27 protein-coding genes and 1 tRNA gene are annotated in these 23,901 nt (G+C 31.8%); 4 read left to right on the plus strand and 24 right to left on the minus strand.

Translation table 11 applies throughout. The features are described from left to right. From E1J38_RS05055 to E1J38_RS05115, 13 genes are all read right to left on the minus strand, one after another. Positions 1-1,281: an aminotransferase class I/II-fold pyridoxal phosphate-dependent enzyme gene (locus E1J38_RS05055; protein WP_133356088.1), complete on the minus strand. Its 1,281-nt coding sequence runs from the start codon at positions 1,279-1,281 to the stop codon at positions 1-3. Next, positions 1,278-2,297, minus strand: coding sequence for a thiamine-phosphate kinase (locus tag E1J38_RS05060; RefSeq protein WP_133356089.1), 1,020 nt, complete (start codon positions 2,295-2,297; stop codon positions 1,278-1,280). The genes E1J38_RS05055 and E1J38_RS05060 overlap by 4 nt, the downstream gene beginning before the upstream one ends. A gap of 196 nt (positions 2,298-2,493) precedes the next feature. Next, positions 2,494-2,745 carry a hypothetical protein gene (locus tag E1J38_RS05065; RefSeq protein WP_133356090.1) on the minus strand — a complete coding sequence of 84 codons (252 nt, stop codon included), beginning with the start codon at positions 2,743-2,745 and terminating at the stop codon, positions 2,494-2,496. Positions 2,746-2,907: 162 nt separating this feature from the next. Continuing rightward, a complete protein-coding gene (locus E1J38_RS05070; protein WP_133356091.1) occupies positions 2,908-3,561 on the minus strand; it encodes an outer membrane beta-barrel protein in 654 nt (217 codons plus the stop codon). 38 nt (positions 3,562-3,599) lie between these two features. Further along, complete coding sequence (locus tag E1J38_RS05075; RefSeq protein WP_133356092.1) at positions 3,600-3,866, minus strand: hypothetical protein; 267 nt, start codon at positions 3,864-3,866, stop codon at positions 3,600-3,602. A gap of 24 nt (positions 3,867-3,890) precedes the next feature. Further along, positions 3,891-4,415, minus strand: coding sequence for a hypothetical protein (locus E1J38_RS05080; RefSeq protein ID WP_133356093.1), 525 nt, complete (start codon positions 4,413-4,415; stop codon positions 3,891-3,893). A 28-nt stretch (positions 4,416-4,443) separates the two neighbouring features. Next, positions 4,444-4,986, minus strand: coding sequence for a hypothetical protein (locus tag E1J38_RS05085; protein ID WP_133356094.1), 543 nt, complete (start codon positions 4,984-4,986; stop codon positions 4,444-4,446). A 16-nt stretch (positions 4,987-5,002) separates the two neighbouring features. Continuing rightward, the gene (locus E1J38_RS05090) at positions 5,003-5,473 is read right to left on the minus strand and encodes a lipocalin-like domain-containing protein (RefSeq protein ID WP_133356095.1); all 471 of its coding nucleotides are present in this window, start codon (positions 5,471-5,473) and stop codon (positions 5,003-5,005) included. A 334-nt stretch (positions 5,474-5,807) separates the two neighbouring features. Further along, the gene (locus tag E1J38_RS05095; RefSeq protein WP_133356096.1) at positions 5,808-6,608 is read right to left on the minus strand and encodes an SDR family NAD(P)-dependent oxidoreductase; all 801 of its coding nucleotides are present in this window, start codon (positions 6,606-6,608) and stop codon (positions 5,808-5,810) included. Further along, positions 6,605-7,507 (minus strand): sterol desaturase family protein, encoded by a 903-nt coding sequence (locus E1J38_RS05100; RefSeq protein WP_133356097.1) that lies wholly within the window; start codon positions 7,505-7,507, stop codon positions 6,605-6,607. Before E1J38_RS05100 ends, E1J38_RS05095 begins: the two co-directional genes overlap by 4 nt. A gap of 43 nt (positions 7,508-7,550) precedes the next feature. After that, positions 7,551-8,060: a DUF6134 family protein gene (locus E1J38_RS05105; RefSeq protein WP_133356098.1), complete on the minus strand. Its 510-nt coding sequence runs from the start codon at positions 8,058-8,060 to the stop codon at positions 7,551-7,553. A gap of 295 nt (positions 8,061-8,355) precedes the next feature. After that, on the minus strand, positions 8,356-9,498 hold the full coding sequence (locus E1J38_RS05110) for a helix-turn-helix domain-containing protein (protein WP_133356099.1): 1,143 nt from the start codon (positions 9,496-9,498) through the stop codon (positions 8,356-8,358). Between the two features lie 334 nt (positions 9,499-9,832). Beyond that, the gene (locus E1J38_RS05115; RefSeq protein ID WP_133356100.1) at positions 9,833-10,111 is read right to left on the minus strand and encodes a hypothetical protein; all 279 of its coding nucleotides are present in this window, start codon (positions 10,109-10,111) and stop codon (positions 9,833-9,835) included. Between the two features lie 138 nt (positions 10,112-10,249). On the opposite strand from E1J38_RS05115, the gene E1J38_RS05120 reads away from it, so the two are divergent. The 4 genes from E1J38_RS05120 to rpe all read left to right on the plus strand — a co-directional run bounded on the left by E1J38_RS05120 (position 10,250) and on the right by rpe (position 13,561). Then, a complete protein-coding gene (locus E1J38_RS05120; protein WP_133356101.1) occupies positions 10,250-11,248 on the plus strand; it encodes a hypothetical protein in 999 nt (332 codons plus the stop codon). A gap of 65 nt (positions 11,249-11,313) precedes the next feature. Next, entirely contained in the window at positions 11,314-11,688 is a 375-nt protein-coding gene (locus tag E1J38_RS05125; protein WP_133356102.1) for a hypothetical protein, read from the plus strand. Positions 11,689-11,860: 172 nt separating this feature from the next. Continuing rightward, positions 11,861-12,724 carry a sigma-70 family RNA polymerase sigma factor gene (locus E1J38_RS05130; RefSeq protein ID WP_019387909.1) on the plus strand — a complete coding sequence of 288 codons (864 nt, stop codon included), beginning with the start codon at positions 11,861-11,863 and terminating at the stop codon, positions 12,722-12,724. A gap of 177 nt (positions 12,725-12,901) precedes the next feature. Further along, on the plus strand, positions 12,902-13,561 hold the full coding sequence (gene rpe, locus E1J38_RS05135) for a ribulose-phosphate 3-epimerase (RefSeq protein ID WP_133356103.1): 660 nt from the start codon (positions 12,902-12,904) through the stop codon (positions 13,559-13,561). Here the strand turns inward: rpe and E1J38_RS05140 are convergent. The 11 genes from E1J38_RS05140 to E1J38_RS05190 form a co-directional block, all read right to left on the minus strand. After that, the gene (locus tag E1J38_RS05140) at positions 13,558-13,977 is read right to left on the minus strand and encodes a CBS domain-containing protein (RefSeq protein ID WP_133356104.1); all 420 of its coding nucleotides are present in this window, start codon (positions 13,975-13,977) and stop codon (positions 13,558-13,560) included. The genes rpe and E1J38_RS05140 overlap by 4 nt on opposite strands. 45 nt (positions 13,978-14,022) lie before the next feature. After that, positions 14,023-14,442 (minus strand): CBS domain-containing protein, encoded by a 420-nt coding sequence (locus E1J38_RS05145; RefSeq protein ID WP_133356105.1) that lies wholly within the window; start codon positions 14,440-14,442, stop codon positions 14,023-14,025. 81 nt (positions 14,443-14,523) lie between these two features. Further along, positions 14,524-15,360: a zinc-dependent peptidase gene (locus tag E1J38_RS05150; RefSeq protein ID WP_255449789.1), complete on the minus strand. Its 837-nt coding sequence runs from the start codon at positions 15,358-15,360 to the stop codon at positions 14,524-14,526. Between the two features lie 129 nt (positions 15,361-15,489). Beyond that, positions 15,490-15,563 (minus strand) — tRNA-Arg (locus E1J38_RS05155). A gap of 11 nt (positions 15,564-15,574) precedes the next feature. Beyond that, positions 15,575-16,024, minus strand: a complete 450-nt coding sequence (locus E1J38_RS05160; RefSeq protein ID WP_133356106.1) for a GatB/YqeY domain-containing protein — start codon at positions 16,022-16,024, stop codon at positions 15,575-15,577. A gap of 115 nt (positions 16,025-16,139) precedes the next feature. Next, complete coding sequence (gene ftsZ / locus E1J38_RS05165) at positions 16,140-18,098, minus strand: cell division protein FtsZ (RefSeq protein WP_133356107.1); 1,959 nt, start codon at positions 18,096-18,098, stop codon at positions 16,140-16,142. A gap of 51 nt (positions 18,099-18,149) precedes the next feature. After that, a complete protein-coding gene (gene ftsA / locus E1J38_RS05170) occupies positions 18,150-19,454 on the minus strand; it encodes a cell division protein FtsA (protein ID WP_133356108.1) in 1,305 nt (434 codons plus the stop codon). A 100-nt stretch (positions 19,455-19,554) separates the two neighbouring features. Beyond that, on the minus strand, positions 19,555-20,244 hold the full coding sequence (locus tag E1J38_RS05175) for a cell division protein FtsQ/DivIB (protein ID WP_369407150.1): 690 nt from the start codon (positions 20,242-20,244) through the stop codon (positions 19,555-19,557). Positions 20,245-20,260: 16 nt separating this feature from the next. Next, positions 20,261-21,613, minus strand: a complete 1,353-nt coding sequence (murC, locus tag E1J38_RS05180; protein ID WP_133356109.1) for a UDP-N-acetylmuramate--L-alanine ligase — start codon at positions 21,611-21,613, stop codon at positions 20,261-20,263. Further along, positions 21,610-22,707, minus strand: coding sequence for an undecaprenyldiphospho-muramoylpentapeptide beta-N-acetylglucosaminyltransferase (gene murG / locus E1J38_RS05185; protein ID WP_133356110.1), 1,098 nt, complete (start codon positions 22,705-22,707; stop codon positions 21,610-21,612). The genes murC and murG overlap by 4 nt, the downstream gene beginning before the upstream one ends. Next, positions 22,707-23,900 (minus strand): FtsW/RodA/SpoVE family cell cycle protein, encoded by a 1,194-nt coding sequence (locus E1J38_RS05190; protein ID WP_133356111.1) that lies wholly within the window; start codon positions 23,898-23,900, stop codon positions 22,707-22,709. The genes murG and E1J38_RS05190 overlap by 1 nt, the downstream gene beginning before the upstream one ends. Between the last annotated feature and the right edge of the window lies 1 nt (position 23,901).

The raw sequence follows: 23,901 nt of genomic DNA on the forward strand, positions 1-23,901 counted from the left end.
TCATGAAGTTTTTACAGAATCTTGCCACACTTTTTCTAAACAGCTCACCAGTTTATCGATATCTTGCAACGTATGTTCTGCTGAAATGCTAATTCTGAATCGTTGATCATTTTGAGATACCGCAGGAAACTCAATGGCATTTAGAAATACGCCCATCTTATCAAGCTGAACATTTGCCTTTCGAATATTTATCCATTCTGGCACTCTAACAGAAATAATTGCAGCCTTAGGCTCTGCTGTTAGCTCAAATTTTTGAAGTTTCTCAATTGTATATCTTGTATTTTCTAAAACTTTTTTTCGTCTCCATGGTTCATTTTCAATAAGGTCTAATCCTGCTAAAACAGATGCTATTGTAATTGGCGGAAGTGCAGCCGAAAACACATAGGGCCTAGAATAATAACGGATATAATCTATTAGATCTCTATTGGCTGACAAGAAGCCTCCAGTTAAAGCAAATACTTTACTAAACGTTCCCATAGAAATATCAATCTCTTTCTCCAGTTTAAAGTACTCTGCAGTTCCACCTCCATTTTCTCCTAATATACCAGTACCATGTGCATCATCTAATATAAGTGCAGCACCATATTTTTTACACTTGTTTACTATTTGCGGTAATTCTGCTAAATCTCCATCCATGGAGTAAACACCTTCAACACAAACAAACGTTTCTTTATAGTTTTTTGATTCCAATTTAATTAAAACATCCTGTAAGGATTCTAAATTATTATGTTTAAAAGTAATGAGATTAGCATTGTTAAGTTTAATACCATCATATAACGAAGCATGACTATATTTATCTAAAACAAAATTATTTTGCTTTGTTGAAATAGCCGAAACCAGCCCTAAATTAGCCATATATCCTGATGGAAAAATGAGGGTGCCTTCTTTCTTTTTCAGAGTTGAAAGTCTTTCTTCTAATTCTTTCATAAGAGAAGTATAACCATTCAATAAAGGAGGTCCCCCAACACCTGTGCCATATTTTTTTAAAACAATTCCTATTTTTTCCTGTATATATGGATGATTAGCAAACCCTAGGTAATTATTAGAGGCAAACATGAGCATTTTACGTTCCTTATTTAGTTCTTTATCGAACACTAACACCGTTCTTCCTGTTGCAGATACAATTATTCTTCTATATGTAAATTGCTTATTTGCTTCTAGCGAATTCAACATTACATTAAAATTGAAACTTTTATCTTTTAGTGAATTATTTCTATTCGCTTTTTCAAAATGATACAAATCATTTTTTTCCTCTGGTGTTTGTTTTAACAAATTTCTCATAATCGCATTTCTTTATCTAGTTTCAATAACTCCATCATATATTGTTCTGGGCTTTTAATATGTTGTTTTTCGTAAAGATTAGTTGTCTCAAAAGGATTTATTGATATGCCATCAATATTAGTAAGCAGTTTTTGTTTGTTAGTAACCTCTCCTAACCTAATGGGTCTCCAATGAATTCGTTTTGCCTCGTCCTCAAACTTCTGAACATTTTTCAAAGGAATTGTAAATAATAGTTCATATTCACCATGTGGTCCACACATAAAAATCCAATGAGGTAAACCTGTTTCTTTACAAATTTTTAAACAAGAATTGTGAAGCATATCCTTGAATAAAATATTAAGATTAAACCCTAAGTTGTTCACCTCCATTAATTGACATAATGCAGGGAATAAACCATCACTTGTATCTATACATGAACTGGCAAATTTGCTGAGTAATTGACCTTCTTTAATTTTAGCTTTTGGTAAATATTCACTTTTAGTGTTTGATATAAAACGAGAATAAGCGTAAGAAGAGCCCAAGCCTACATTATCTGAAACATATAAAACATCTGAGGCACTCAAGCCTTTTCTCATGAGTTTATTTTCACAAAACCCAAGGGCGGTAGACCCAACCTGAAGTATGTTATTTTTATTAGTATCACCACCAAAGACATAACAACCATAAAAATCACAAGCATCATTTATTCCCTGTTGTAAGTTTTTCAAACGAATAGCATCAAAGTGTTTTGGAACTTTTAAATCTAACAACACACCCAACACTTTAGCTCCAACTGCAGCAAGATCACTTACACTAACTGTTATGGCCATCCATCCTATTTGGTAAGCATCTTCATAAAGCCCTTCTTCAATTTCTTCTACAATGGCATCATAGGTTATTGCCAAAATTTTATCATTGTTAAAACCTATCAATTCAGCATCCGACTCGAAAATAGCATTAAGCTGAAATGGCGCTCTAGAAAAGGATCCAACCATTGATTTTAAATTCTCATTTTCTGTAATTCTGTAATGATTCAAATCTTGAAATTTTTAAACAATTAAAAGTTAAAAAAAAAGTGGCTACATCTAACAAAATCAGGATTCGAATTATTTTTAAACCAAACAAATGACTACTGATAAAAAACGCCTCTCATAAAATTAAATTTCAGATATAAATTCTTTAAATTCATTCCATTTAGATTGTTTGCCTTCAATAATGAAAACTCTTGTTTTTTTAAACAATATTGTAGCCACCTATAGCCGCACCCGCAGGTGCGCCTAAGACCACTCCTGTTTTGGTATTATCTCCTCTAGAAAAAAAACTGTCGGACTCAAATAAAGTAGCTCCAGAAATTGCTCCAACTGTTGTGCCTATTAAAATACCCATACCAAAATTATGCCCTCCTAATCGCTTTGTTTTTATCTTCCAAATATCATTTGCCCTTATTTCTACTTTTTTATTATTACTTTTTGTAAGTATGAGCATATCTTCACTAACAGAGTATATATATCCCTTTCCTATTTTTTTCCTTCAAGGTTAAAGACTCTTAAAAATGTGTTCTTATTTGTACTTTGGGAAAACCCGTTTAACATAAAAAGAAATAGGATGCTCTTTAAAATGATTTTTATTGTTTTCATAATCGAAATATTAAAGATTGAATTTTATACCAAAACTGGTTAATACATTTTCTACTTTGTATGTTTTTTTTCCAAAGAGGTTTACAACGTGCCCTTTTTTACTTCCTGTAAACGATTCAACATCAAGGTATATAGCTGTTTTTTTATTTATAGAATAGTTTAATCCAGCTCCAGAGACAACATTTCCGTATTGTTTTGGATAATCGATTGATATATTGTTTGAGTAATTGCTATAAGTACTTTTAGTTTCAATATTAAATGCATACCCAATTTTAAGATTTGCTTTTAAATTCTTATAAACCCCAAATTCCCATTTTACACTAAAAGGTAATGCTACTACTGACCCTTCAAAGGTTCCTGAGTATTGATCTCTACAAAAAACACAAAATGGGTCACTAGAACTAGGTTGAAAAAAAGAAACTCCAGTATTAAATTTCTTTACCTTAACCGATAAACTCCAATGTTTGGAAAAATAGTATTCTGCTAAAATCCCGCCTTGAAAGGAAGTATTAGATTCTCCATTGTTAAAAGAGTTAATTTTGTTTATTCCCATTTCTACTCCAAAATACCATTGCCCTTTTGGATTTATAATTTCGTTTGTTTGAGATATCACACTCCCAGAAAATAAACTTAGACATATAATAATCAATATTGTTTTAATCATTTTAAATTTTATTTGTTGTTTTTAAGCTGTTTAATAATTTATCTACTCGTTCTAGTAGCTTCACAATATTCATCTCCAACTTTATAGATTTCACTAATAATGCTATCAGCCTCTACCGTATCATATCTTAATGAGCCATCTGGCAACTTTACTGTTATATGATGGTATCCACTTAAATTTACAAAAGAGGCAGACCATGTTATATCTGTTATTGTACCGCAATCTATATCTGGATCTTTTGAACATCCTAGACATGTGGCGAAACAAAAAACTATTACTATGGTAAATTTTAATAAAGTTTTCATTTTATGATTATTTATATCTGTATTTTATTCCGATTGCTTTACCATAGCGTATCTATTAAGTTCTTCATATTTTGCTTTAAAAACGCTCTCATATCCATTGATTATAAATTCCTTTCTTCTTATGCCTAGTAATGCTCCAATTGGTGCTCCTAAGGCAACTCCAATTGCTACTGCAGCGGCCTCATTTGAAACCAATGAGCCACCATCTCCAGAAACCATCATAAGCTCTACAACTACAGCTATGCCTAACATTCCTGTTAGTGCACTTCTCCAAACTTTTCCTCTCCTTTTAATATAAACCTCATAAATATCCTTAGCATTTATTGTTGTAATCTCGTTTAAATCTTTTAAAGATTTTTTTGAAACAATCTTTAGAGATGTATCATCTACCGCATACAAAAAACCCTTTTGTTTGGTTTTATCAGTAAGCTCTACCCATATCTTATAAATTTTTACTTTTTTAGTTTCCTCTTGTGAATTTACTTTGAAACACAATAAAAGTGTTAAGCATAGTATTACTGTACTTAAATGGATTGTCATTGTTTTCATAATTGAAGTATTAAAGATTTCTACTTTTTCAAAACCTAAAATTAACACCAAGGTTAATTGATGATGAATTATATCCGTTCTCACTAATTGATGTATATGAAAGTGCTAGGTCTAACTTTTCTTTTACTTTATATGCAAATAAAGGTCTAAAGAAAAACCCTCCAGTTTCCTCATCTATAAAACTACCATCACTATCACCAAACCCATTGGCATTTAGAGCATAACCAATATCCAATCCTATATAAAATAACTCTGAAAGCTTTACTCTGGATGCCATTGCAATAGGAATAAACACATCTGGAATTGAACTAAATAATCCACCTGAGTCATCAGCATTATTGCCTTCACCTAGAAATACAAGTGCACCCGCAGTTGCTCCTATATAAATATCATCTGATACACTCCATAAATATTGAAAATCAGCTTGAAGTGTATATAAGAAATATTCACTTGAATCTCCTAAAGTTGGACCAACACTAATAGCTATTCTAAACCCTTTTTGAGCATAAACTGAAGAGGTAATCAAAAAAAGAGTTCCGAAAACGAATAATCTAAAATACTTTTTATACATAATCACTGTTTTTAAATTATATTCTTACATATTCCATATAATAGAGTGATGAAGCATCAGTATCATCACACAGTTCATTATCGTACTGACCTATTTTTAGTGTATTTCCTGAAATCTCAAAAAAAGTAATCTCTATATTATTTCCTGAGCCATTTTCTATAACCGTCACCGTCAATTCATTCCCATTTATTGCCCATGTATCATTTGATGCGCCATCATCTTCACAAACATTATTATACTCATAGAAAGAATTTTCAACCCAAGTGCCGTTAGAACTAACAGTTAATCGTCCTGTTTGTTCACAAGCTGAACTGATTACAACCTCATCTCCACTAGTACATGAAAAAACAAATTTTACTGGTTTCCATTCTCCAATGAACTGTTCTGACAAAGTATCTTTTTTTTCTTCATTCACATCATTATTACTAGAACATCCTAAACATAGAATCATCAATACAATGAAACTTTTAACAAATAATTTTTTCATAATCAAGTTTTTTTAAATTTTACATTGATAAAACTCATATCTAACAAATAGCAATTAGTTACTCCAAAAGTAGACCTGAAATAAATTTTGCTCTTTAACTATTTTGTCAAAACTTGGGAGTATTTAAGCACACTTTACAACAAACCCTTTAGATTCCTTAATCTCATTAAGCACTTTTATTAAAAAGAACCCTATAAATTCTACCCCCTTTTATAGTTTTCTTAGCTGTAACCCAAAGCTACATTATAATTACTACATGAATGTCCTAAAAAAAGTATGGTAGATTATTTAGGACATGTTTTAATCTCTTTGTAACCTCTAACTTTATAGTGTGTCATAATTTAGTTTTAGGCCTATTTTTTTCTTGAATCTTCCTAACAATAGATGTTGCTATATCTCTTGGAACAAACCTTGATACAAAAGCAATAAATTTATTAAGATACCCAGGAACCGCAATTGTTTTTCCTTCCATCATAGCAGTATAACCATATTGGGCAACGGTTCTAGCATCTGCAATATTGATATTAATTTTATTAGGTGTAGATGATACAGAAACCTCTTTTTGAAATCCGGTTTTAGTCTGTCCGGGACATAAAACTGTTACCGTAACTCCGCTACCTTTCAATTCATTTGCTATAGCTTGTGAAAATGATAAAATATAGGCCTTTGAAGCGTAGTAAATAGCCATTAAAGGCCCTGGTTGAAAAGCAGCTAATGAAGCTACATTTAATATCCTTCCGCAACCATGCCTTGCCATAGGGCTTAAAGCAAGTTTTGTTAATTGCGTAGTGGTATTAACATGGAGATTTAACATCTTTGATTCTAATTGCCAATTGGTACTTGTAAAATGCCCGAAAAGACCAAAGCCTGCATTATTAATTAAAACATCAACAGTTGTATCTAATTCTTTAAATATTTCCTCAGCGACATTATGTCTACTCAAATCTTTGACTAATGTTTTTATTACTACAGGATATTTGCTTTCAATTTGCCTCTTTGTTTTATTAAGTTGTAAATTATCTATATCTACCAATACAAGGTTATATCCATCTTTAGCTAATAATAACGAAAACTCAAACCCAAGTCCGGATGCTGCACCAGTTACTAAAGCTGTTTTATACTTTATTCTTTTCATAATTTCTGTTTTAATAATTCTTTTTGAAGTTGTCTTGTTGTAAGTGTCTTTCTATCTGGACTCCATCCAGGTGGATAAAAAATATATTTTAACTTATTTAACCAACTAGATGTGTTTTTTACATCTTTTAAAATACTATAAAACTCGTGCGTATTTAAAATAAATGGGTTATGGGTTTTTGGGTCTTTTAATATTCCTAATTGGGGTTCAATTTCAGCAACATAGGGTTTATATGTCCCAAACAATTTATCCCATATAATCAATATACCTCCATGGTTTTTATCTAGAAGATATTCTAGATTACATGAATGGTGTACAATATGCAGTTTTGGTGTGTTAAATATTCTTTCAAATATTCCAAGATTAGGAACCATTTGGGTATGCAAAAAAAATTGATATATACTATTTATGATTAAGCAACCAGCTATCATTAATGGTTCAAAACCCATTGCTGCCATCCATACCCAATAAATTGGTTTATATAAACTAATAAACCAGCCATTACGCAAACCAATAATAAAGTTAAAAGATTTGCTGGAATGATGTGGCACATGTGCCGCCCAAAGTAATCTTATACTATGACTTAACCGATGATGCCAATAAAAATTGAAATCATCACATAGTATTGCCAAAATCCAAATATACCAACTCCAACCTAAAGAATTATAACAAAAAAAATCTAATCTTAATTCTTTAAATACATTAAAAAAGAGAATAAAAACCCCTAAGGTGAAAGTTTTTGATATCAAAGACATTATAGAAGCGCCTATGCCAATAGCAATTCCTGAAAGTGACTCTTTTAGATCAAAATAATGACGAGCCAATAGATATTCAAATACTATCAAAAAACTAAATACTGGAATAACATATTTAGACAATTCATTTAATTCTAGTTCCATAATAAAATGTTTTTAGTTTATTCTACTTTTTACTTCCTTCAGTTCATAAAATCTCAGGCACAAGTTTCACTTTATAAAATGGCCCCTTAGCTTCAATCATGGTACACTTGCCGTTCTCATAATGATATACATTACTAGTATTATGGGAGAAATTTATTTTATATTTACCATTACCTAGAGGTATAATGGAAATCATTTTTTTGAACTTATCTGAATATATTTTTTTAACGTTGATTGGTTCATTAAAAAAGAGCGTAATTAAATTTCTGTAAATTACATTAAGGCTAAGTGCCTCGGTAGCATCCAAACTTTTTAGAACATATTGTCCTTCAACAAGTGACAATGACTGATTTAATTTTACTTTATCATTTAACTTTCTAAAAATTGATGAATAAACTAAAGCTCCTTCTTTATAAATTGATTTTTCCTCTGCTTCAATATCAAACTCAACAATGAATTTGGCTTTTATTTTACTGCTTAAAGTATATGCTATAGAGTTGCCTAATTTTTCCCTTTTAATAGTTATAGACCCTACCGATTTATTGTTTTTCACAATTCTATATGTTATTGTTTTAGGTAATCTATTTAAATTGCTTGCGCCTGCATTTGTTACAAAAAAGATAAAAACAAAACATATTCCACGTCCAAAGATTCTTTTAAAAGCATTGAATTTTTTAATAATACTCTTACCAAAAGTGGACTGCTTTAAAATGTAGATAATTAACATTGGTATCATAACACTTTGCTTTTACGATTAATAACAATCATAAAATTACAGGCATGATATCATGTAATTATCCTATAAGGTCTAGGAAGTAAGAATTAGGATGTCCAACGATAATCTTGGACTAGTATTGCTCCCTAAAAGCACTGGGAGTTTTTGAAGTAAACTTTTTAAACGCCGAATAAAATGTAGATTTAGAGTTAAACCCACATTCCAGCCCTATGGCAACAATGGTATATTCACTAAATTCATTATTAGATAAAAACTTTTTGGCTTGTTCTACCCGTAATGAATTAATAAAATCTGAAAAATTAAAATTGCTGTAAGAGTTAATAAGTTTAGAAAAATAACTTTTACTCATTCTCATGTCTGTAGCTATGGATTCCATGCTCAAAAGCGGATCTAAATAAAACTTATTATCAACAATATAGCTTCTAATTTTTTCAAAATCTTTTAAATGCTTTTCATTAAGAAAATCATCTTCTTTTTTAGCATCATAAGCTATTTTACTTGAACCAATTAATACTTGATCTGTTTCAATAGAGTTTCTTAATGATATTCTATCTTGTACTACACTATATCTGTAAAACCCTTGATAACCCAACCAATAAAGTAATATTGAAGTACCAAACCTAAGAAATATATAAGCATCATCGTTACCACTAAATATTCTTACAGTTAATGCCAAAGCCCATAATCCAAGAACAATTGTACCTAATCTAATGAACCACTTCATCCAGGTTAAATCATCAAACGATAAAATATATTCTGTTAAATGATGCCTTCTAAATATTATAACACAAGCATTTACAAATAAAAATATCATATACATCAAATTAAAAACATCTTCAATTAGCGTATAAGTTTTAATAATTTGAGGATTTCTTTCTGGAACAGAGTGATAAACAATTGCAATTAGAGATAAACGTATAATCAATTCTGCAACAAAAATAATAAGGGACAGTTTGATAAAACCACGTACCTTATTTTCAACTTTTAAAAAATGTGTTGTAAAGGCATAAAACATAGGTATAATAAGCAGATACCATGGCACCAATAATTGCTGAATTACAAACAAATCTGAAATGAGACCTTTCTCAATGAGCCAACGTTGAAGATTATTTAAAGAAATAAAAAGAATTATTAGATTGAGGAAAAGAATTGTTTTATTAAACTTTTTTCTAATAAATACAGTTACTAGATTAAATCCAAAACCTTGAACAACCCCTGCTATTAGTAAAAAATTAACAATAGAAACAATACTCATAATAACTTAACAACTATAATCTCGGGGAGAAACGTAAAATAATTAACTCTGTTATCTGACAGAAAAGCCATCACACAACAAAAGCTAAGATAATAAAAACTTAATAATAAGGATTATAGCACAGTAATATAAGTGTGTAGTGAATTTATAATGAGGAAAACTATACAATAACTAACAATAGATCATTATTAAATACTAAGATTTGTATTTTTAATTTTCTCTTTATATTCCTTGTTTATGATAAAATAAAAGAGATAACTATCAATCATTTCTAGAATAAGTTTGCCCTGTCTTTGTATTTTATTTTGAATTGCTCCAATCATTTTAATAAATTTTAAAGTAAAACAATTTGTTTTATGTGATTAATATTCAATAATATTTTCTTTATCTGTCCATTTATCTTATTCACGCCAAAATAGGTGCCAGATTCAATTCCAATCTCTATAAGGTTTAAAATTTCGTTTTCAATAGTTATTATTTCAACACAACTCAATTTTTTAATAGCCTGATTTAATTGGTTACATTTTTCTTTATACGCCTTTATCATAGAAACACTTGGCAAAGACCAAAAAAGGAAAATTCCCGTTGTTTTTATGTTATTGTTTGTTTTCATTTATTGACATATAACTGATTCTGATACAAATTTACTTTGCGAATATTGATAATCATTAGACCATAACCATAAATCTTTAAATAACTTTTTGTACTTTTCACAAGCACTATTAACTTTCCTACTTGTAATTCTCAAAAAATGCAAGAGCAATTTATTAAATACTTAAAGGAAAAGGCGCAGGATAATACCTCGTTTGTTGATGAAATAGCTGGTATTTTAGATATTGGTTATGATGCAGCATACAGGCGTATTAACTTAAAAACAAACCTTTCTTTAGAAGAAAGCGTAGTTCTAGCTAGACATTACAAAATTTCTTTAAATAAGCTTTTTGAAATTGGTAATCAAAATACCATAATAGCAGAACTACCTCCAGAACCTAAAAATGAGATTGCTTTAGAGCATTGGCTAAAAGTATCATTACAAAATGTTCAAACCATATCTAAGGTAAAAAGTGCAGAAATTTTTTATTCTGCAAAAGACATTCCTGTATTTCATACCCTGAGCGATTCTTTTTTAACCAGATACAAAATGTATGTATGGCTAAAAGATTTGAATATAGATATGGCTAAAAGCCAAATTTCATTTGATGAGTGGATGAAAACCATTCCAGATTCGCTTTTACAAAGCGCTTTCGCCTTAGGAAATATTTATAAAAATATTAATATAACTGAATTATGGAATGATAATACGGTGACAGGTACACTACAACAAATCCTTTATTATTTTGAAGCAGGACTTGTTTCTAAAGATGTGGCGCTTAAAATTTGTGAGGATGTACATAATGTAATTAGCGAAACCGAAAAACAAACCATAGAGCAAAGCATAGGCCCCGCTAATAATCAAAGATTCTTTCATCTTTATAAATGTGACCTTCACATGTTAACCAACACCATTATGGTAAGAACCCCTCATAAAAAGGTGTTCTATTCTCCTTTTACGGTGTTGAGCTATTTTAAAATAGAACATAAAGACACTTGTGAAATGATGAATGACTTTTTAAATAAGCAAATGTCGAATTCTAAGTTATTAGCTACTGCAGGAGAAAGAGACAGAACACTATTTTTCAAAACAGTACACCAAAAAATTTCTATAGCCCAAGAACGTATAAATATGGATCATAAAATGACTTTCTTATAGCCACTCTATTTGTTAAATCTTGTTAAAAACTTGCTTTTTAGATTATTTACAATATATTATTGGCTATGATTAAAGAAGATAAAGAAAAATACACAGACATTTTAGAAGACTCTATTACGTATCTTGAAAACCATAACTTTGAAAATATTAAAGCGGATTTGGAAGGATATGAAACGCCAAAATCTTTTACAAAAGCTGGTAGCAACATCTCAATAACTCCTGATGTGGTGGCCACTAAAGAAGGTAGAACCTATTATTTTGACATTAGCTTAAAATCTGAAAAACCAAAACTCCTGAAATCAAAATGGTTATTTCTAAATACGCTAAGCAACCTTAAATCCCGTAGATTTAAGTTAATTACCACTAGAGGACATATTCAGTTTTCAAAAGAAATGTTAGATGATATTAATCTAGGAGAAAAAAAACTTATTCGTATTTAAGCAAACTCATCCATTACAATAAAAGAAACAAATTAGTGACTTTTTGTTCTTTTAAGTGTCTAAAACCTAAAAGAAACAAATATTTTAAATCTTTTTGTAACATTATCTAGTTTGTTTACGTATAACCAATAAATGCTTGATTATTCACAATTAAATTACAGGAGATTTTTAGATGAGACAACTTAAAATTACGAAGCAGGTTACTAATAGAGAAACTGCTTCGTTAGACAAATATTTGCAAGAAATTGGCAAGGTAGATTTAATTACTGCCGATGAAGAAGTAGAGTTAGCACAGCGTATTAAAGCAGGTGATCAAATAGCTTTAGAGAAGTTAACAAAAGCTAACCTTCGGTTTGTAGTATCGGTAGCAAAACAATATCAAAACCAAGGTCTTACATTGCCAGATTTAATTAATGAAGGTAACTTAGGACTAATTAAAGCCGCTCAAAGATTTGATGAAACGCGCGGTTTTAAATTTATCTCTTATGCTGTTTGGTGGATTCGTCAGTCTATATTACAAGCTTTAGCAGAGCAATCTAGAATTGTACGTTTACCTTTAAACAAGATTGGTTCTATTAACAAGATTAATAAAACTTTTGCTTTTTTAGAGCAAAGTCATGAGCGCCCACCAAGTGCAGAGGAAATTGCTAAAGAGTTAGATATGACCATTAACGATGTTAAGGAGTCTATGAAAAACTCTGGTCGCCACGTAAGTATGGATGCTCCTTTAGTTGAAGGAGAAGACTCTAATTTATATGATGTATTAAATAGCGGTGAATCTCCAAATCCTGATAAAGAGTTGTTGCATGAATCTTTACGTACAGAAATTGAAAGAGCATTAGAGACTTTAACACCTCGGGAAGCTGATGTAATTAGGTTATACTTTGGTTTAGGAAACCAACATCCAATGACATTAGAAGAAATAGGTGAAACTTTTGATTTAACTCGAGAGCGTGTAAGACAAATTAAAGAAAAAGCTATTAGAAGATTAAAACATACTTCTAGAAGTAAAATATTAAAAACTTATTTAGGATAATTATCAAATTACCCCTAAATTACTGCAACAACAGTTACACATAACTGTTCGTTTTTTGATTGATGAAAGAACCCCCGGCTGATTACCGGGGGTTTATTTTGGTTCTAACCTAAATCCTTCCCAAAGTCGAGTGACTTCAAAAAAGAGTTTTATATTTGTACAAAACATTTTTATTGCATGAACAAACTAATTGCACCTTCAATTTTAGCAGCAGATTTTGGAAATCTTCAACGCGATGTAGAAATGGTAAACAATAGTGATGCAGACTGGTTTCACATTGATGTTATGGATGGTCATTTTGTTCCAAATATTTCCTATGGAATGCCCGTTATTCAAGCAATAAAAAAACATGCAAAAAAACCGCTTGACGTTCATTTAATGATAGAAAAACCTGAACGTTATATTGAAACGTTTGCTAAAATTGGAGCTGATATTATAACGGTTCATTACGAATCTACTATACATTTACATAGAACACTTTCCCAAATTGAAGCCACTGGATGTAAGGCTGGTGTAGTCTTAAATTTAACCACACCTGTATCTGTTTTAGAAGATATTTTATCTAAATGCTATATGGTGTTATTGATGTCTATTAACCCTGGTTTTGGTGGGCAAAAATTTGAAGACATCACTTATAACAGAGTTAAAAAACTTAGAAAAATGATTAACGACCAAGGCTTAAGCACCCGAATAGAAATAGACGGAGGTGTATCTAACAAAAATATTGAAGCCTTAGTTGACGCTGGAGCAGACACCTTTGTTGCTGGAAGCTATATTTTTAAGAGTAACAACCAAATTGAAACTATAAGAGACTTAAAAGCTCTGGCTAATTCCTAGAACTCCTTTATAAAGTAATTAAGTAAATCTGTGGTTGTTACTATGCCAACAAGAGTACTACCATCTACAACTGGTAACGCGTGAAAATCTTTATCTGCTAATATTTTTGCTACCTCTTTTATAGATGTTTTACTATTTACGGTAACAACATCTTTTACCATTACCTGTTCAATAGTAAACATATTATAAACTACAGAATCAACGGAGTAACTATTGTCTTCCGCAGCTTCAGCATAACTTATCCGCATTAAATCTGTATAACTCAGCATACCAATGACTGTCTCCTTAGAAACTACAGGAATATGCTTAATTTTATGCCTTTTAAAAAGCATCTCAGCTCTTTGCAAATCATCAGAACGGGTAATAGCAACCACTTTTTGGGTCATTATGTTAGAAACTGGTACATGATGTATCATAACTTAAGATTTTAGAAAAATATAAATGTCATGAAAAGACTTAAGTTAGAATTGCTTTAAAAGATACTTTATTAAATCGGTAGTAGTAACTATTCCAATTAGCCTATTATTATCTACCACTGGAAGCGCATGAAATTCTCTAGTTGCTAATATTTCAGCTACCTCTTTAATGGAATTTGATGGTGATACACAAATCACTTTTTTCTTCATAATTTGGTTAATAGTAAACATACTATATACCAAAGCATCAATATCTGCTTCGTCCTCATTAGTAATATCGGCAAAACTTAAACGCATTAAATCTGTATAACTTAGCATACCCACAACTGCCTTACCTTCAACCACAGGAATGTGCCTAATATTATGATGTTTAAATAAATATTCTGCTTTTTCTAAAGAATCTGTTTTGTTCAATGTAATAACTCGCTCGGTCATTATCATTGAAATAGGTGCTTTTCTAATCATGACATTTATATTTTTAGTTTAGTTATCTCTAAAGTTATTAAAGAACTGTTTTCTAAATTATGATAAATATCATATAGAGCACTAGTAGTCAGCAAAATCAAAGTTTAACATCTGCTTTACCTTTTTGTAAACTACTGGAAACTGACTTTTAAATTCTTGTGGCGTTTCTATAAAACTTTCAATCGCTACCGCTAAAAATTCAAACTGATTAGTAAATGCATACCTTCTAAAATATTCTGAAGAAATTAATGCTTCTCTTATTTGTTCATGCCTTGATAGTAGTTCTGATAATTCTTTGAAAGAATCACTAAAAATGGTGGAGCTAACATCACGTTCTTTCATACTATTTAAGTGAATGGCGTGAGTAATCTCATGAATACCAAGATTTAAGTTATCATTTCCATTTTCATAACCTTTTTCAAAATCCTCCCATGACAGCACTAAGGCCTTGAACTTAGGATTAAACTCTCCTTTATGGTATGCATTATTAGATTTAGAGTAGAACTCCTTAGGATAAATAACAATTTTAGAAATTAAACCAATGTAAAAGTCACGAAATCCAAAAGTTAACATAACTGCGGTAGCCGATATTAACACTTTCATTTCTTCTGAAACAATGACACCTTGTCTTCCTAAAAAGTCCTTATCTTTTATAAACGAGGCTAACCTGTGTTCAAAATAAAGCTTATGCGCTTTTGGTAATCTATTGTAAAAAGAAAACTTTCTTTTTAAAATTGACTTTTGAGATGTACTAAGTTTTCTTTTGAAAAAATAAAAATGCGTATAAAGTGGCTTTTTATGCTTTATAACATAGGCTATTTCAACTAGCTTAATAACATAACGTAAAATCATAAAGAGCAATATTGCAAATAGAATTGCCAAAATCACTTTGCTTCCAAAAGAATAATTTTCTAGCACTAAATTTATTTTTAGCTTATAACGTAAATGTATACATGAAATTATTATAATCTTAAATTAAGAGTATTTAACACCTGTAAAATTATGAATAAAAAAGCAAGCTTTGAAAGCTTGCCTTTTTAAAACCTGTGACCGCGGAGGGATTCGAACCCCCAACCCTCAGAGCCGAAATCTGATATTCTATCCAGTTGAACTACGCAGCCTTTATCTATAATTATGCCAGTTTAGCCTTTACAATTCCAGAAATAGTTTTACCATCTGCTTGTCCTGCTAATTGCTTACTAACAACCCCCATGACTTTTCCCATATCTTTCATGCCCTCTGCCCCAATTTGTTCAATAACGGCAACTACTACTTTTTCAATTTCTTCTTTAGATAATGCTTCTGGTAAAAACTGACTGATAACTTTGGCCTCTGCAAGCTCTGGAGCGGCTAAATCTTCTCTCCCTTGATCCATATAAACAGCAGCGCTATCTTTACGCTGCTTTACTTGTTTTTGAAGTATCTTAAGTTCTTGCGCTTCTGTTAATTCATCTCCGGCACCACTTTCTGTTTTAGCTAATAGAATTGCAGATTTAACAGCACGTAATGCTACTAAGGCTGTTTGATCTTTTGCTTTCATAGCGTCTTTTAAAGCTGTCATTATATCTTGTTGTAAGCCCATTTCATATAAATTTTAATAGACTGCGAAGATAAAAAAATTAACTACCTTAATTAAAATTATAAACCCGAAAAGGCACAAATTCTTTTCGGGTTTAAAACATGAGTTAGTCCAATCATCAATCTACATTATCATGCAGAAAAGAATTATTACTTCTTAGTTGAATATCATCGTTATCATCTAAACCTACACTGGTTCTAGATATATCCGTTTCAGAAGAATGTTTAGCATCTGTTAAATCTACACCTTGACGCTTGTATGCGGGGACTTTTTCTATATCATCAATTTTGGCATTATTGAATTTATAGTTAAAGTCTTTCATTTTACGTCTTCGCTCAGCAGCTCGTTCTTTGAGCAATTCTGAAATTGGGCTGTTCATAGGGTCAATTTCTTCCTCTATTTCTTCTTCTACAACATTTTCATGTACAACCTTTTTCTCAAATACAATGTCATCATCAACTTCTTCAAGAACTTCTTGTGATTGCTTTTGGTTCATTGATGACTCTACCTCAACGTACTCTTCAAGTGTATAACGAACATCTGAATCTTCATTGGTTTCTGTTACTGTTATAAGTTCTGTGTAATCATTAACAGAAATATCTTTAATATCATCATTTAAATCGAAAGAAATAATATCCTCTTCATTCTCTTTTTCATTTTCCTTATTATTTGAAAGCGGTAAATCAAAAGTCAAGGTAATTTGTTGTTCCTCCTCAAAGGTGTCAGAATCAACTTCAATACCGTTTATATCATCTACATCAGTAGCCATTTTTGTCACTGGCTTTATAATAAAATCTTCTTCCTCTTCAATGTTTGCCTTAACCTCTTCGTAAACCACGTTAATGTTTTTAATATCCTTTGAAGTAGAAATCAAATCTATATCTTCAGGGGCATTTTTAACTGCAGGTACTTGTTCTTCCTCGCTATCTAAATCCAAGGTATGACGAACAATTGGTGATTCCTCCTTTTTTTCTAATTCAATTACGGGTGCTATTATAACTGGTTCTTTTTCTTGTGGACTTAAATCTTGGTCTTCTGAGGTTAAAGAATGAATAACTTTTTTAGTTTCTGTATTAGAAATTTCATCCTGCTGCTCTATATTGAAACCTGTAGCAATAATAGTAACAGCAATGGATTCCTCCAAAGATTCATCTTCACCAACACCCATTATTATATTTGCCCCATGACCAGCCTCATCTTGAATATGGTCATTAATCTCACCTATTTCATCAATAGTAATTTCATGTGAACCAGAAACTATTAGCAACAGTACATTTTTAGCACCAGTAATTTTATTATCGTTTAATAATGGTGAATCTAAAGCTTTTCTGATAGCGTCTTGTGCTCTATTTTGACCAGATGCCACTGCAGACCCCATAATAGCCGTTCCGCTATTACTCAACACAGTTTTAGCATCGCGCAAATCGATATTTTGAGTATAGTGATGTGTAATAACCTCAGCAATACCACGAGCAGCAGTAGATAAGACTTCGTCTGCCTTAGAGAAACCAGCTTTAAAACCAAGGTTTCCGTAAACTTCACGAAGTTTATTATTATTTATCACTATTAAAGAGTCTACAACATTTCTTATTTTTTCAATCCCTTTTTGGGACTGCTCCAAGCGCATTCTACCTTCAAATTGAAATGGCATAGTAACAATACCAACTGTTAAAATATCTAAATCTTTAGCCATTTTAGCAATAATTGGTGCAGCTCCTGTACCTGTACCACCCCCCATTCCGGCTGTGATAAATACCATTTTAGTGTTAGAGTCTAACATTCTGGAAATTTCCTCAAAGCTTTCAACTGCCGCTTGTTCTCCCACATCAGGATTCGCACCAGCTCCTAAACCTTCGGTTAAGTTTACGCCCAATTGTATTTTGTTAGGCACACCACTATTTTGAAGTGCTTGAGCATCGGTATTACACACATAAAAATCTACACCTTTTATGCCTTGTTGAAACATGTGGTTTATTGCATTACTTCCTCCGCCGCCAACACCGATGACCTTAATAACATTTGATTGGTTTTTGGGTAAATCAAATGCGATGCTTTCGAATTCTTTGTTGCTGCTCATAAATTCTTTTTTTCTGGGGTTTTTGTACTATTTTTTATTCAATGAAATATATTATTCTGCGTTGTCTAGAAAATCTTTAACTCTATCGGTTAATTTATCTAAAAACGATCTACGTTCCTTTTTTGGTTCTTCTTTAATTGTTTCTGGTTGGTTTTCTTCAGTTATTTGTTCAGCTTGTGCCTCAACTTTTTTTCTTTCCTGACGCTTCAACCCATCTAAAACCAAACCAACTGCTGTTGCAAATAGCGGGCTCGTGATATCTTCATCACTATCACCTGCTAAATGCTCATTAGGATAACCTATTCTAGTATCCATTCCTGTGATATATTCAACTAACTGCTTTAAATGTTTTAGTTGGCTACCACCTCCTGTTAAAACAATCCCTGCTATAAGCTTTTTCTTTTGTTCTTCGTGTCCGTAGTTTTTTATTTCCACATAAACCTGTTCAACAATTTCCACAACACGAGCATGTATTATTTTTGACAGGTTTTTGAGGGTTATCTCTTTTGGCTCTCTACCTCGCAAACCTGGAATGGATACAATTTCATTATCCTTATTTTCTCCTGGCCATGCAGAACCAAATTTAATTTTAAGAAGTTCGGCCTGTTTTTCTATAATAGAACAACCTTCTTTTATATCTTCTGTAATCACGTTTCCTCCAAACGGTATTACAGCCGTATGACGAATAATACCGTCTCTAAAAATGGCTAAATCGGTAGTTCCGCCACCTATATCTATCAATGCCACACCGGCTTCTTTTTCTTCCTGACTTAAAACAGCATTTGCAGAGGCTAAAGGTTCTAGAGTAATACCCTCTAAGTTTAAACCCGCACTTTGAACACATCTACCTATATTTCGGATTGATGATACTTGACCAACCACCACATGAAAGTTGGCTTCTAATCGCCCACCATACATCCCAATTGGTTCTTTTATTTCGGCTTGCCCATCTACTTTATATTCCTGAGGTAACACATGAATAATCTCTTCACCAGGTAACATAACAAGTTTATGAACTTGATTAACCAATCTATCAATATCATCATCATCAATGACAGTTTCAGAATTTGGTCTGGTTATGTAATCACTGTGTTGTAAACTACGAATATGCTGACCTGCTATCCCAACAGTTACATCTTCTATTTTAATATCGGCAGCAGCTTCGGCTTCTTGTACTGCTTGTTGAATAGACTGAATGGTTTGAGTTATATTATTAACCACCCCACGGTGTACACCCAAACTCTTAGATTTTCCAATTCCTAAAATCTCAAGCTTACCGAACTCGTTTTTACGACCAATCATGGCCACAATCTTCGTGGTTCCTATGTCTAATCCTACTGATAAATTATGTTCCATAGTTTACTTTTTACTCAATAATTGAGATTTTTACACTTCAATATTCATTCAATTCTTGCTTAAGACACTTAGTTTAATATGCTAACAAAGCCACTTCATTTTATCTACTACAAACTACTTGGTTATCAAACTGTAAATTGACCTTGCTATAATCATTAAGTGTACCTTCATTTGTAGTCTTTAAATAAAATGCTTTTAAATTATTGATTTTTTTATCCAACAAATTTACACCTCCCAATTGCACAATAAATTTACACTGCCTAAGCTTCAAAAAAATATCTTTATCTAAGCTTTGATGGATCTCAACAACATGCTTTTTTAAAAAGTCATCTTTTTGAATTTCCCTGGCTATTGTATAGACATTTTTTAAATTATTTTTCTCAACATAACCGGTAACCAATGGCACTCTAGCAGAATAATTACTAGATAAAGGCATAAAAGAACCCTCTGCATCAATATAATAGGATGCGTTTGCACACACTCTTGCAACAGGTGTTTTTTGTTCAACTTTGGCATTAAGCGTACCATTCACAGCTACATACACCTCAGCAGATTTAATCATTGGATTAGATTTCAGGGCTTTCTCTAATTCATTCAAATCTAAAGCTTCTTTTGGCACATTTTTAAAGCTTTCACTATTTTGTATTAACAATTTACTAACATTATCACGGGTTACAAACAAGCTGTTTTCACCAACAAACTCTACTTTTGGTTTTGACACTTTTCTAACATCATTTCTATGAGTTGAAAAGGCATATAAAAAGATTACCACAACGGATAAAACAAGCATTTTTATGTAACTCCAGTTAACTCGCAACACTCAATCCTTTTTTAATTTTTTGAACTTCCTCTCCAATATCACCTGCCCCTATAGTTAATATAATTTGGGCATTACTTTGATGTATTTTTTCAAGCAGTAAATCTTTACTAACTAACTCCTTGTTCTTATTCTTTATTTTACCTAATAACCAAGCAGAACTAATACCCTCAATAGGCAACTCTCTTGCAGGATATATATCTAATAATAACAGTTCATCAAACTGAGACAAGCTTTGAGCAAATTCATCTGCAAAATCTCTTGTTCTACTAAATAAATGTGGCTGAAAAATAGCCAACACTTGTCTGTTAGGATACATTTCTCGCACCGCTTGATGTACAGAATTAATTTCTTCTGGATGATGTGCATAATCATCTATAAAAACTAAATTCTCAGTTTTTATTTGATATGTAAATCGTCTTTTCACTCCTTTAAAGGATGCTAAAGCCTTAGCGAGCTGATGGTGAGGGCAACCATACTCCACAGCCATCGCCAAGGCTATTAATGCATTCGACAAATTATGTCTACCAGGTAGGTTAAAGTGTATATTTTTCAACACTGTTTTTGGTGTCTTAACATCAAAAACATAAGTGCCATTTTGTATTTTTATATTTTTAACAGAATAATTGGAATCATCTTCAAGACCATAGGTAATACCTTCTATTGGCAATCCATTTTTAACAAACAATTTCCCATTAGGTTTAATTTTTTTTGTAAATGCTACAAAAGAATCCCTTAAAGCACTAGCTTCTCCATAAATATCTAAATGATCTGCATCCATGGAAGTGATACAAGCTATATTGGGCGAAAGGGTTAAAAACGACCTATCGAATTCATCAGCTTCAACTACTGAAACTTTGCTTCCTTTTAAAATCAAATTAGAATTATAATTCTCAGTAACACCTCCTAAAAAAGCAGTAACTTCAACACCACACTCATATAACAAATGCCCAAGAATACTAGATGTTGTTGTTTTACCGTGTGTTCCAGCTACTGCCAAACAAAATGTATTATCTGTAATCAAACCTAAAACCTCAGATCTTTTTAATACCTTAAATTGATTGTTTTTAAAATAGTTTAACTGTGAATGATTTTTAGGAATAGCTGGTGTATAAACCACTAAAGTGTTTTCTGGTTTTAAAAACTCCAATGGTATATTTTCTAAGGAATCTTTAAAATTAACATCTATATCCAAATCAATTAAGGCATCAGTAATTTCAGTTGGGGTTTTATCATACCCAAAAACTTGTTTATTATTTGCTTTAAAATATCTAGCCAAAGCACTCATTCCAATACCTCCAATGCCAACAAAATAGATGTTATGTATATTCTCTATATTCATTCTTTTTTCAACAGTTTCTCTACTTCGTCTGCAATATCTTTTGTTGCATTGACCAACGCTAATTGTTTTATATTCTCCCCCAATTCTTTTTGTTTTTCTTGTGATGCAATTAATTGCGAAAACTTATTTTTAAAATCTACCTCTAAATCTTCTTCTTTGATAATCATAGCTGCTTTGGCACTAACAATGGCCATAGCGTTTTTGGTTTGATGGTCTTCTGCAACATTGGGAGATGGTATAAAAATAACTGGCTTACCTACTATACATAGTTCAGATACTGAACTCGCTCCAGCTCTTGAAATAATTATATCTGCCGCTGCATAAGCAGATCCCATATCGTTTAAAAACTCATAAACCTGAACGTTATTGGTGTGGTTGTAAATTTTATATTGCTGATAGTACAATTTGCCACATTGCCATATAATTTGAACATTTTGAGTATCAAAAAAATCCAGTTCCTTTTCTATTAATTCATTTATTCTTCTGGCACCCAAACTCCCTCCCAAAACCAATAATGTATATTTACCGTGTTTTAAGTTGAAATGATTTTTGGCTTCAACCATTTTGGCTTCAATATTTAGTAAATCTTGACGTACTGGATTACCTGTTTTTATAATTTTTTTCTTTGGAAAGAATCGCTCTAAATCATCATAAGCTACACATATTTTTCGTGCCTTTTTTGCCAATAGTTTATTGGTGATTCCAGGGTAAGAATTTTGTTCTTGTATTAAGGTTGGAATTTTTTTTGAAGCCGCTACATATAACAATGGCCCACTCGCAAAACCACCTGTTCCTATGGCAATATCAGGATTAAACGATTTTATGATTTTACGAGCTTTCCAAAGGCTACTAATGACTTTAAAAGGAAATGATAAATTTTTTAATGTCAAACTACGTTGAATGCCTGAAATCCAAAGCCCTTTAATATCATATCCTTCTTGAGGTACTTTTTCCATTTCCATTCTATCTTTCGCACCCACAAATAAAAACTCAGCATTTGGGTAACGAGATTTTAACTCATTGGCAATGGCAATAGCAGGATAAATATGACCTCCTGTGCCTCCTCCAGACAATATTATTTTATAATTACTCATTAAATAGTTTCTGATAGAATTTCCAACGGATTTTCTTCTATATTTTCTTGTTCTTTTATTTCCTCTCTTTTAGCACTAACGCTTAAAATAATTCCAATTGCTAAACAGGTCATCCAAATAGAAGTCCCTCCACTACTAATTAATGGCAGTGTTTGCCCTGTAACCGGAAACAACTCAACTGCTACCGCCATATTTATTAATGCCTGAAACACTATTGGTAAACCAACCCCTAAAACCAGTAGCTTTCCAAAAACTGTATCTGACTTTTGTGCCGCGATTACAATTCTAAACAACAACCACATATACAAAAACATGATGGTTACGCCACCTAACAAACCGTATTCTTCAATGATAATTGCAAATATGAAATCTGAAGACGATTGTGGTAAAAAGTTTTTTTGCCTGCTCTTTCCAGGGCCTAAACCCCATATTTCACCAGATGCGATGGCCACCTTAGCTTTTTCAATTTGATAATCAGCCTCAGTATCTTCTCCATTTGAAAAGCTTTCAACTCTACTTATCCACGTATCTACTCTGTTTGGCATAACTTCTGGGAATGCCTTAGCTACTAAAACAAACATAACTAACAATAATAATCCTGAACCTATTATCACAACTAAATAGCGAATAGGGTAGCCTCCTAGAAAAGCCAAAATAGACACCATTAGAAATATTATAGCCGTAGTTGAAAAGTTTGAAGGCAAAATCATTCCCAACACCAAAAAAACAGGTATCCAAAGCGGTAAAATAGATTCTTTAAAGGTTATATTTTTATCTTTTATTTTTGATAAATATCTTGCCAAATAAACCATTAAAACCACAGACGCTAAGGTTGATGTTTGAAAAGACATACCCACAAAGGGTATTTGAATCCATCTACTTGCATTAGCTCCTTCAATAACAGTACCCTGCAACATGGTTACCCCTAATAAAACCAATACAACCGGAATCATAATAAGAGATAATCCTCTAAAATATCGGTAAGGAATTTTATGCACACCATACATGATAGCAAAGCCTAAAAACAAGTGCATAAAGTGCTTTACAAAAAACGTAAAAGTATTACTACCACCACCCTTGTAGGCTAAATTACTAGCAGCACTATAAACAGGCAAAAAGGATAGTATTGCCAATAACGCAACTATTGCCCATATTAAACGATCTCCCTTTATGTTTTTAAATAGTGTTTGCACT

It is taken from the genome of Seonamhaeicola sediminis (genome assembly GCF_004358095.2).
GTDB classification, from domain to species: Bacteria; Bacteroidota; Bacteroidia; order Flavobacteriales; family Flavobacteriaceae; genus Seonamhaeicola; species Seonamhaeicola sediminis.

Coding starts and splice junctions, on each gene's coding strand:
- E1J38_RS05055 (WP_133356088.1), bottom strand. CDS start 1,281: ATGAGAAATTTGTTAAAACAAACACCAGAGGAAAAAAATGATTTGTAT.
- E1J38_RS05065 (WP_133356090.1), bottom strand. CDS start 2,745: ATGCTCATACTTACAAAAAGTAATAATAAAAAAGTAGAAATAAGGGCA.
- E1J38_RS05070 (WP_133356091.1), bottom strand. CDS start 3,561: ATGATTAAAACAATATTGATTATTATATGTCTAAGTTTATTTTCTGGG.
- E1J38_RS05075 (WP_133356092.1), bottom strand. CDS start 3,866: ATGAAAACTTTATTAAAATTTACCATAGTAATAGTTTTTTGTTTCGCC.
- E1J38_RS05080 (WP_133356093.1), bottom strand. CDS start 4,415: ATGAAAACAATGACAATCCATTTAAGTACAGTAATACTATGCTTAACA.
- E1J38_RS05085 (WP_133356094.1), bottom strand. CDS start 4,986: ATGTATAAAAAGTATTTTAGATTATTCGTTTTCGGAACTCTTTTTTTG.
- E1J38_RS05090 (WP_133356095.1), bottom strand. CDS start 5,473: ATGAAAAAATTATTTGTTAAAAGTTTCATTGTATTGATGATTCTATGT.
- E1J38_RS05095 (WP_133356096.1), bottom strand. CDS start 6,608: ATGAAAAGAATAAAGTATAAAACAGCTTTAGTAACTGGTGCAGCATCC.
- E1J38_RS05100 (WP_133356097.1), bottom strand. CDS start 7,507: ATGGAACTAGAATTAAATGAATTGTCTAAATATGTTATTCCAGTATTT.
- E1J38_RS05110 (WP_133356099.1), bottom strand. CDS start 9,498: ATGAGTATTGTTTCTATTGTTAATTTTTTACTAATAGCAGGGGTTGTT.
- E1J38_RS05115 (WP_133356100.1), bottom strand. CDS start 10,111: ATGAAAACAAACAATAACATAAAAACAACGGGAATTTTCCTTTTTTGG.
- E1J38_RS05120 (WP_133356101.1), top strand. CDS start 10,250: ATGCAAGAGCAATTTATTAAATACTTAAAGGAAAAGGCGCAGGATAAT.
- E1J38_RS05125 (WP_133356102.1), top strand. CDS start 11,314: ATGATTAAAGAAGATAAAGAAAAATACACAGACATTTTAGAAGACTCT.
- E1J38_RS05130 (WP_019387909.1), top strand. CDS start 11,861: ATGAGACAACTTAAAATTACGAAGCAGGTTACTAATAGAGAAACTGCT.
- rpe (WP_133356103.1), top strand. CDS start 12,902: ATGAACAAACTAATTGCACCTTCAATTTTAGCAGCAGATTTTGGAAAT.
- E1J38_RS05140 (WP_133356104.1), bottom strand. CDS start 13,977: ATGATACATCATGTACCAGTTTCTAACATAATGACCCAAAAAGTGGTT.
- E1J38_RS05145 (WP_133356105.1), bottom strand. CDS start 14,442: ATGATTAGAAAAGCACCTATTTCAATGATAATGACCGAGCGAGTTATT.
- E1J38_RS05160 (WP_133356106.1), bottom strand. CDS start 16,024: ATGGGCTTACAACAAGATATAATGACAGCTTTAAAAGACGCTATGAAA.
- ftsZ (WP_133356107.1), bottom strand. CDS start 18,098: ATGAGCAGCAACAAAGAATTCGAAAGCATCGCATTTGATTTACCCAAA.
- ftsA (WP_133356108.1), bottom strand. CDS start 19,454: ATGGAACATAATTTATCAGTAGGATTAGACATAGGAACCACGAAGATT.
- E1J38_RS05175 (WP_369407150.1), bottom strand. CDS start 20,244: ATGCTTGTTTTATCCGTTGTGGTAATCTTTTTATATGCCTTTTCAACT.
- murC (WP_133356109.1), bottom strand. CDS start 21,613: ATGAATATAGAGAATATACATAACATCTATTTTGTTGGCATTGGAGGT.
- murG (WP_133356110.1), bottom strand. CDS start 22,707: ATGAGTAATTATAAAATAATATTGTCTGGAGGAGGCACAGGAGGTCAT.